Source organism: Parabacteroides acidifaciens, from assembly GCF_003363715.1.
Taxonomy (GTDB): domain Bacteria; phylum Bacteroidota; class Bacteroidia; order Bacteroidales; family Tannerellaceae; genus Parabacteroides; species Parabacteroides acidifaciens.
The window spans coordinates 44,715-53,520 of sequence record NZ_QREV01000033.1 but is presented as its reverse complement, the minus strand read 5'-3'; the positions used below and the strand labels follow the sequence as shown (position 1 = coordinate 53,520).

Here is an 8,806-nt window from a genome sequence, read left to right as displayed (position 1 = left end):
CCGCCATTACGACCGTCCTCTTTGCCATTACGACCGTGCTAATGTGTAGTGCACTCGGCACCTCGCGAAGATTAGCATGGTCGTAATGGCGATTTGGACGGTCATAATTAAAAAGAGGACCGTCTTTAGGGCAAAAAAGCCCCTAAATTTCCTTGCGATATTTGGAACGCCGTCCGTTTTATTTTCAAATATTCGATTCTCCGGGAGTTAAGCTTTATCACTTTGACGGCGTTTCCGGTTTTAGGGAAACAAATTGCACGTTTTTCGGGATGACCTCGGCAGCCCGCTTTTTTTAGTGTTAGCCGGAGAGGTTAAAACCAAGAAAAGAGTCAATCCAAAATTGATCAGAATTTCGGACGAAATAGAAAAACGCCAAAAAAGAGGGTTATTGTAATTTTCAGGTTTAGACTGATTCGTATAACCTGCCTCATTCTTTATCGTAAGAATATAACAATCCGAAGCTGATGCTCCCGATTAAGAGCAAGACTATGAGATAGTCGTTGATGGCTGTAAAAGAAGGAACCTGGGCGTAACTAAGTGATACGATCATTTCCTGTATCCCTTTGTACAGACTGCTATCGCCTTGCAACCAGAATGTCAGGACCATTCCCGATATCAGGCAGAGTGTAATAATAATCTGTGGCAACAGGCTGTTCCGTTTAGGCAGCCGCCTCATTACCCGTTTAGAAAAGCCGTTATCCGCGAACTCCGCCTTATTCGCTTTAAAGAGGTCGTATAGTTGTTTATCGTCAGACATAATTGATACTGTTACATTATATATTATACTCCGTGTTTTTGAAATACTCTGTCAGTTTCTTTTTCCCTCGCGACAGATGGGATTTTACTGTCCCGAGCGGTATGCTCATAATCCCGGCAATTGTTTCGACTGATTTGTCTTCCATGTAGAACAGAAGCACGACTGTCCGTTCGTCGGCACGCAGAAGTAAAAGTGCACGAGTGAAATCAATTCCCAAATCTTTATCCTGGCTGCCGGCTGGCAAGACGTCGCCCAATGTTTCCACATCCAGTTCTGCTGAAAGCTTCCGGCTACGAATATAATCATAAAACGTATTGTACGCAATCCGGTAGAGCCAAGTCGAAAAGGTGGAGATGGAACGGAAGGAACCGATGTTGAGCCATGCTTTCACAAAAGTATCCTGCGCCAGGTCTTTGCTCAGTTCTTCGTCTCCGCCCGTCAGGTTGAAGAAGAAGCGCCGCACAGGCGACTGGTAGGCTTCAACCAACCGATTGAATGCTTCCCGGTCACCCAGCAAAATAACTTTTGAAACAAGTAGGGTGTCAATCTTCATCTTCTATTCCGTGTTTTTCCCAGATAACATGGATAATCAGAAAACCGATTCCGAGCATAAGGGGGATCAGGCCGACAGACAGACTTTGGAATGTATTTGCCATATTGGAATTGAACAGTTGAAAGATCGAGATGCCGATACCAACCGAGATCAGGAGAATCGCTGTCTTGAGTGATTTGAACTTCTTACTTGGCTCTTTAATCAAGTCCTCCGGGAACTTTTCTCCTTTTTCGAGTGCTTTCACGTATAGTTCAGCTTTCAGTTGGTTACGCTTCTGATTTTCATTGCTTTTTATCCAGACCATAAAGATAACGAAGATAAAGGGAACTGTCAAAACAATAATCGGGATTAAATGATTGATCATAATCTTATACTTTTAAATTAAACATTCTTACAAATCTCATCTATTAGACGGAAGAAAGTAATCGTTTAGATGCAAAACAATGAAATATTCCTTTAAATCTTTATTATCTTTGCGCAGAATTCATCTTACACTGACGAAATAAATGAATGAGACCATATTAAACGGCTTATTAAATCTATTTGCTATTTTTGCTTCCTCCGTGCGGATTGAAAGGGAGCAGGCAAGTCGTGCCGTTCATTCGTATCTGTCCAGTCACTTCGGAGTACGTTCCCATAAAGAATATATCGAACTTTACAATGCGTTGCGCGAGATGTACGACGATTCGCTCTTTGTGCTTGACAAGGAGCAGATTGTCCGTAATATCTGCGAGCAGATGAAAGTGAAATTGCGTGCGGAAGAGCAGTTGCTTCTGCTGATCCGCTTTGTGGAGTTTGCCTATACGAACAGCGAAGAGGCGGAGAATCACCTGGAACTGTTCCGCCTGGTTGCCGATATTTTTGCGATTCCGCAGAAGGAGTTCGACGACTCGCTCGCTTTCATTACGGGCAAACCTTCTTCGTCTTTGCTGACCATCAGCGGGGAAGAGGAGGCGACCGGTAACCATATCGTGCGGAAAGGCATGGAAGGTTTTATCCGTGTCTTCTTTATCCGCCGCTTTGACAAGCAGATTTTCACTTATCACGGAAGCGGGCAGGTGTTCATGAACGATATTCCGCTTTCGCCGGATATGTTCTACGCCTGGCAGCACAGCAGTGTGTTGAAAGGACCGCTGTTCCTGCCTGTCTACTACAGTGACCTGCTGACCGTTTTCAATAAGAACGAGCGTAAGGAGGTGATCCGTCTGGCCGGGCGTGATATTGATTTTACTTTTAAGAATAGCCATAACGGATTGCATAATTTCTCTTTCAACCTTGAATCCGGACAACTTGTCGCCATCATGGGAGGTAGCGGTGTCGGGAAGTCTACGCTGTTGGGTATTATGAACGGGAATATTCGTCCCGACCGGGGAACGATTACCGTGAACGGCCATCCGCTCGATTCGCCGGAAGCGCGTCAGTTGATCGGTTTCGTGCCGCAGGACGATTTGTTGATCGAGGAGCTGACCGTCTACCAGAATCTGTTGTACACGGCCCGTCTCTGTTTTGCCCGTCTTTCGGATAAAGAGATCGGAGAACGCGTGGAGAAGGTATTGAAGGAGTTGGACCTGGAAGAAATAAAGGACCTGGAAGTAGGTTCCCCGATCCGTAAGACGATCAGCGGCGGGCAGCGGAAACGCCTGAACATCGCGCTCGAGCTGATACGCGAACCGGCCATCCTGTATCTCGATGAGCCGACTTCGGGACTGTCGTCATCCGATTCTGAGAAAGTCATTATGTTGCTGAAAGAGCAGACACACCGGGGAAAGTTGGTGGTCGTGAATATCCATCAGCCTTCATCTGAAATATATAAATTGTTCGATCGGCTATGGCTGTTGGACAGAGGCGGTTATCCGATTTATGACGGGAACCCGATCGAAGCCATTACCTATTTCAAGCAGGCGGCCAAATATACCGATCCCGATATCAGCGTTTGCAGTGCCTGCGGAAATGTCAATCCCGAACTGATCCTGAATATCATCGATTCCAAGAAGATCGACGATTCGGGTAACCAGACGAATATCCGGAAATTCACGCCGGAGGAATGGCACGAGGAATATCTGAATTCCCGTCCCGTCTTTCCGGCTGTAAAGGAAGAGGCTTTGCCGGAAAATCAGCAAAAGAAGCCTTCCTGGTGCAAACAGTTTCTGATCTTTCTGGAACGGAATATCCGTACGAAGCTGACGAACAAACCCTATTTAGCTATCACACTGTTGGAAGCCCCTCTGCTGGCCTTGATCGTTGCAATGCTGACCCGCTATATGGACGGGGATGAATATACGTTGCTTGCCAATAAGAATTTTGTTTCCTATATCTTTATGTCGGTGATCGTTGTCACCTTTATGGGACTTAGTATCAGTGCCGAGGAGATTATAAAAGACCGGACGATCCTGAAGCGGGAACATTTCCTCCGGTTGAGCCGGAGCAGTTATCTGACATCCAAGATGGTTTATCTGCTGACCGTTTCCGGACTGCAATCCTTATTGTTCATCTTGGTGGGGAATGCGATTATCGGAGTGGGAGGCGAAATGTTCCTGACGTGGTGGACTATTTTGTGGGCAACCTCTTTCCTGGCAAACCTGACGGGGTTGATCCTGTCTCAGACAATGAGTTCGGTGGTTGCCATTTATATTACGATCCCGCTTCTGTTGATCCCGCAGATATTGCTTTGTGGCCTGGTTATTAAGTTTGACGACCTGAATACCCGCGCTTCGGATGAGAATATCGTGCCGTTGATCGGAGAGGTGATCCCTTCCCGTTGGGCCTTCGAGGCATTAATGGTCGAGCAGTTCCGGGATAATGCTTACAACGGCCCGTACTTCCCGATCGAAAAGGAAAAATACCTGGCCCAGTATTATGAGAACGTGCATGCCCCGGAAGTACGCAGCCTGGCTGAACAGCTTGCCGGGAAGGATGATCCGGATAAGCGGAAAACCGTAGAGAATGAACTCGTCGTATTAAGCCGTGCCGCCCGTATCGCTCCCCGTGCCGCGAATGAGGATTATCTCTCTTACCTGGATAAAGTCGATGCCGCCCTGCATGAGCGGGCGCATAATTTTACGGCTTATCTCGATCAGGTACAGCAGGAACGGAGCCGGGAAAACGGAGCCGAATGGTTGACGGAGTTGAAGAAAGCCCATCATAATACGGCAATCGAAGACCTGGTAATGGGTACCGGAAGCCGCCATATGTATAAGGAAACGAACCACCGTATCTACCCGCTGATCGGGACGGTTTATGTGGAGCCGGATAACGCCTGGGGACGTGCCGCCTTCTACAGTCATGAGAAAAATTGGGCCGGATATCATATTTCTACTTATAAATTTAATTTATTGGTTATAGGTTTCTTTGCATTATTGGCGATTATCGCTATATTCGCAGAGTTTCCGGGACGTTTCCTGAAACGGGACGAATTTTGAGGTTCGAGAGTAATAAATTATTAAATTATACAATATGAAAAAGAGTGTATTAAGCATGCTCGCCGTAGCAGCATTAGTGTTTGGAATGACTTCCTGCAACGGAGCCAAAAAAACAAACGAGGAAGCCGAAAAGACTGAAGAAGCTGCTGTTATAGCAGGTAAGGCTCCGAAAGACCTGTTGACTGAAGAGTTGAAACAGGAGACAATTCAATTGTTGAAGGACATGCCGGATTCGGAAATTCCTTATCGCCTTTCTACAGGTGAAGTAAAAGTAAATGTTGGTGATGTTAAATACATGGTGCCGGTTAGCAAGGCTGCCGAATTGAGCACTCCGACACAGAAAGCCCGTGCATTGGGTATGTACATGGCTGATTATAACGTATTGAAAGCTGTTGGCCAGCCGACTGCTGAGGTAGAAGCCGTGATTGCCAAGTTAGCTACAGACTTGAATGTATCTTTCGTATTGGATATCCTGAAAGAACAGGCTCCGAAAGATGCGACTAAAGAACAAATGCAGTCTTTCTTGAAAGAACAGGAAAACCAGATCATCGACAAGATGGCTGCTGAAAACAAGATAGATGCCGAAGTTGAAATGTTGGGCGCTGCTTCTGCCGAATATGCTTGCCTGATCGCTAACCCGACATTGGTTGTACAGGGTGATGCTACTTCTGCAGGTCTTTCTGCAAATATGGAAAAACGTGTCAGCATGTTGGAAGAAGTGGTTGCAGATTTGGCCGCTTATTATCCTGATCTGAAACAGTTGGGCGAAACAATCTCTCCGTTGAAAGAAAAGGTTAACTCTATTCAGGAAGCCAGAGCTGCAAATGCAGAGATTATGGGTATCCGTGATGCATTGCTGAAATAAGAATTCCTATACATTAGATAATAAAAATAGCCCGGCTTTCTTTTGAGAGCCGGGCTATTTTGCTTTTAGCATTAACTTTCTTATCCCTTGTAGGCGATCGAAAGCAATGTGATATCGTCCGATTGGATCGCGCCAACAACAAATTCGCCAACTGTTTCGGTTATTTTTTCTACAACCTCTTTCGGGTCTTTCCCCGCCAATGAGCGGCAGTTTTCGAGCAGTCGTTGTTCGCTGTACTGTTCGTGCTTCGTGTTCATGGCCTCTGTCACCCCGTCGGTATAGAGGAACAGATTATCGCCCGGAGACAGCCGTAATTCCTTCTCATGATAGCTGACATCTCCGATTGCACCCAATACCAGATCGTTAGTTGTCGGGACTTTGGACACGGAGCCGTCTTTTTTCATCAGAACAGGTGGATTGTGCCCGGCATTGCAATACGTGACAACACCTGTCCGGATATTCAGGATACCGTAGAAAACGGTGACAAACATATCGTTCACACTTTCCTGGCAGAGTATGGCGTTGGAACGCTGCATACACATCGAAGCCGAATTTTCGGTGAGGGCGATGGCACGTATAACCGTCCGGCTGATCGCCATGAAGATAGCTGCCGGAACGCCTTTACCCGATACATCGGCAATGACAAAGCCCAAACGGTCCTGCCCGATGCGGAAGAAATCGTAGAAATCGCCTCCCACATATTTGGCCGCATTCATATAGGCATACAGGTCGAATGATTTCAGCTCCGGGAACGGAGGGAATGTCTTAGGCAGGATTGTCTGCTGGATCTCCTGGGCGACATGTAGGTCGTTTTGGATGGATTCCAACTGCGTGTGTTCCTTTTGCGCCTGTTTGATGAAAGCGATCTGTTCGGCCGCCTTTTCGATCGTCCGTTCGAGGTCTTCCAGATTGATCGGCTTCGTAGTGAAGTCGAACGCTCCCTGGTTCATCGCGCTACGGATGTTTTCCATATCGCCGTAAGCCGATACCATAATACATTTGAGGGCCGGGTTACGCATCTCGTTGATCTTCGTGAGCAACGTCAGTCCGTCCATCTCCGGCATATTGATGTCACTCAGGATCACATCGAAGTCCGGCGTGGCAAGTAGCATCTGGAGTGCTTCCAGTCCGTTGTGGGCGAAGTGGAACTCATATTCGCCCTTCTTTATCTTGCGACGGAAATATTGGGTAAGCAGTATTTCCAGGTCCAGTTCGTCGTCTACACTTAATATTTTTATAGCCATAGCAGCATTGTTTCTCTGATTATTGAATCGGAATCGTGATGGTGAAACGGGTGAACTTGTCCGGTTCGGATTCCATCTCGATTGTTCCGTTGTGTTTTTGTTCGATGATTGATTTGGTGATGGAGAGGCCGAGCCCGGTTCCTTCGCCTACCGGTTTGGTAGTGAAGAACGGGGTGTAGAGCTTCTCCTTTACCTCTTTGGTAATGCCGGACCCGTTGTCTTCAATCACGAGGCGTACCTGGTCTCCGTCTTTTTTCAGGCTGACCTGGATTGTCGGGTTGTAAGGGTTTTCCGTGACGCCTTTTGATTTGCTGAACACAGCATAGCAGGCATTGTTCATCAGGTTGAGGACCGCGCGACTGAAATCTTGCGGGATCACTTTGACCGGCGGAAGTGTCTCGTCATATTCTTCTTTGATGGCAACATTGAAACTCTTGTTGTTGGCACGCACAGCATGGTAGGATAGCCAGACATATTCTTTTGTCAACTGGCAGAGATTGGTCGGGATATATTCATCGTCTTTTCCGCGTGAATAGAGCAGGATGCCCCGGACAATGCTTGAAGCCCGGTTCCCGTTATCCTCGATCTTGACCATATTCTCTTTCAGGTCGTCCATGATTTCCCGGATTTCATCGTCCGCATCTTCCGGCAGTTTGCTCTCCAGTTCATCCAGAACATCTTCCATATCTTCCAACAACTTGCGCGATAGTTTGCTGAAATTGATCACAAAGTTAAGCGGGTTCTGTATCTCGTGTGCGATACCGGCGCTCAACAGTCCGAGTGATGCCATCTTTTCCTGCTGGCTGATCTGTTTTCTCAGACGTTCTAACTCATTTCTACTGTTATCATCCATTGTCGTTGTTCTTTTGGTAGATAGGAATCGTAATCATAAATTCGGTAAAGTTATCCTTCTCGCTCTTTACAATAATAGAGCCCTGATGGTTCAGGATCACTTCCCGGCAGAGGTATAAGCCGACACCGGCCGCTTCGGCGGTGGGCTTCGTGGTAAAGAACGGTTCGAATATCCGGGCTTTGATGCTGTCTTCGATACCGATACCGTTGTCGCGGATAGAGAGGAAAACCGTTCCGTTCAGCCGTTTTTCCACCTGGATGGTGATGAGCGGGGAGAATTCCTGCTTCTGCAACTTCTTCAGCAATGCATATACGCTGTTTTTGAGTAGGCTGAGCATTACCTTGTTCATTTGTTCGATGTTGATCTCCGCCATGGCCGGTTCTTCCGGACACAGAAGCTCGATCTCTATCTTATTCTTTTCAATGTCTTCCTTGAATAACTTGTTGATCACATCTACATTTACCTTGCAGAGGTTTCCGATGTCGGTGGAAGTGACGTCGCCATGCCGGTCTTTCAGCAGTTCTTCCATCGCCTTGACGATCCGGACCGTGTTGCAACCATGTTCGTTTATCTTCTGGAGGTTACTGTTGATCATGTCGAGAATCTCAATCGTGTCGTCATAATTCTCTTTAGACATGGTTTCCCGTTCGTTTGTGATATTCGACTTCAGGTCCTTGATCATACCAGCGGAAAGCCCGGCAAAGTTATTGATGTAGTTGATCGGGTTCAGGATACGGTCAACCAGACCTTTTGTCAATTGTCCGACCGTCGCCAGTTTCTCTTTGCGAACCAGCTCGTCTTGCGCCTTAGCTAAGGCATCGAGGGCATCGGACAGTTTTTTGGATTCGTTCAGCACCTGGTCGCGCTGGATGCGGAGCTCGATTGTCCGTTCTTCCACGACTTTGGCGAGATACTCTTTTTGTTTCAGCTGTTTGCGCAGTTTCCCCTTGTAGATATACAGGATGAATTGGGCAACGATCAAGGTGGCGATCCATCCTCCCCAGTCGTAATACATCGACAGGATAATCAATATCCAGTCGACTAATACAAGCTTCTCTACAATTTGCAGCCTCACTTTGAGTGATGCTATTTCTTTAATGTCGAAATCTGCCATA

At 46.9% G+C, this 8,806-nt stretch carries 8 protein-coding genes; 2 read left to right on the top strand and 6 right to left on the bottom strand.

Translation table 11 applies throughout. The features are described from left to right. Positions 1-427: 427 nt before the first annotated feature. The 3 genes from DWU89_RS13515 to DWU89_RS13505 are packed head-to-tail and all read right to left on the bottom strand — an operon-like array spanning position 428 to position 1,674. Complete coding sequence (locus DWU89_RS13515) at positions 428-757, bottom strand: DUF5056 domain-containing protein (RefSeq protein ID WP_115500156.1); 330 nt, start codon at positions 755-757, stop codon at positions 428-430. 16 nt (positions 758-773) lie between these two features. Next, positions 774-1,310 carry an RNA polymerase sigma factor gene (locus tag DWU89_RS13510; RefSeq protein WP_115500155.1) on the bottom strand — a complete coding sequence of 179 codons (537 nt, stop codon included), beginning with the start codon at positions 1,308-1,310 and terminating at the stop codon, positions 774-776. Further along, entirely contained in the window at positions 1,300-1,674 is a 375-nt protein-coding gene (locus tag DWU89_RS13505) for a DUF6249 domain-containing protein (RefSeq protein ID WP_115500154.1), read from the bottom strand. The genes DWU89_RS13510 and DWU89_RS13505 overlap by 11 nt, the downstream gene beginning before the upstream one ends. A gap of 142 nt (positions 1,675-1,816) precedes the next feature. Here DWU89_RS13505 and DWU89_RS13500 point away from each other — a divergent pair, with 142 nt between their 5' ends. Further along, the gene (locus DWU89_RS13500; RefSeq protein ID WP_115500153.1) at positions 1,817-4,729 is read left to right on the top strand and encodes an ATP-binding cassette domain-containing protein; all 2,913 of its coding nucleotides are present in this window, start codon (positions 1,817-1,819) and stop codon (positions 4,727-4,729) included. A 34-nt stretch (positions 4,730-4,763) separates the two neighbouring features. Next, the gene (locus tag DWU89_RS13495; RefSeq protein WP_115500152.1) at positions 4,764-5,594 is read left to right on the top strand and encodes a hypothetical protein; all 831 of its coding nucleotides are present in this window, start codon (positions 4,764-4,766) and stop codon (positions 5,592-5,594) included. A gap of 80 nt (positions 5,595-5,674) precedes the next feature. Here the strand turns inward: DWU89_RS13495 and DWU89_RS13490 are convergent, their stop codons facing one another. Genes DWU89_RS13490 through DWU89_RS13480 form a run of 3 tightly spaced genes read right to left on the bottom strand, consistent with a single transcriptional unit; the run spans position 5,675 to position 8,805 of the window. Next, on the bottom strand, positions 5,675-6,838 hold the full coding sequence (locus DWU89_RS13490; protein WP_115500151.1) for a PP2C family protein-serine/threonine phosphatase: 1,164 nt from the start codon (positions 6,836-6,838) through the stop codon (positions 5,675-5,677). 19 nt (positions 6,839-6,857) lie between these two features. Next, positions 6,858-7,691, bottom strand: a complete 834-nt coding sequence (locus DWU89_RS13485) for a sensor histidine kinase (protein ID WP_115500150.1) — start codon at positions 7,689-7,691, stop codon at positions 6,858-6,860. Next, positions 7,684-8,805 (bottom strand): sensor histidine kinase, encoded by a 1,122-nt coding sequence (locus DWU89_RS13480; protein ID WP_115500149.1) that lies wholly within the window; start codon positions 8,803-8,805, stop codon positions 7,684-7,686. The genes DWU89_RS13485 and DWU89_RS13480 overlap by 8 nt, the downstream gene beginning before the upstream one ends. Position 8,806 lies beyond the last annotated feature (1 nt).

Coding starts and splice junctions, on each gene's coding strand:
- DWU89_RS13500 (WP_115500153.1), top strand. CDS start 1,817: ATGAATGAGACCATATTAAACGGCTTATTAAATCTATTTGCTATTTTT.
- DWU89_RS13495 (WP_115500152.1), top strand. CDS start 4,764: ATGAAAAAGAGTGTATTAAGCATGCTCGCCGTAGCAGCATTAGTGTTT.
- DWU89_RS13490 (WP_115500151.1), bottom strand. CDS start 6,838: ATGGCTATAAAAATATTAAGTGTAGACGACGAACTGGACCTGGAAATA.
- DWU89_RS13505 (WP_115500154.1), bottom strand. CDS start 1,674: ATGATCAATCATTTAATCCCGATTATTGTTTTGACAGTTCCCTTTATC.
- DWU89_RS13510 (WP_115500155.1), bottom strand. CDS start 1,310: ATGAAGATTGACACCCTACTTGTTTCAAAAGTTATTTTGCTGGGTGAC.
- DWU89_RS13515 (WP_115500156.1), bottom strand. CDS start 757: ATGTCTGACGATAAACAACTATACGACCTCTTTAAAGCGAATAAGGCG.
- DWU89_RS13485 (WP_115500150.1), bottom strand. CDS start 7,691: ATGGATGATAACAGTAGAAATGAGTTAGAACGTCTGAGAAAACAGATC.
- DWU89_RS13480 (WP_115500149.1), bottom strand. CDS start 8,805: ATGGCAGATTTCGACATTAAAGAAATAGCATCACTCAAAGTGAGGCTG.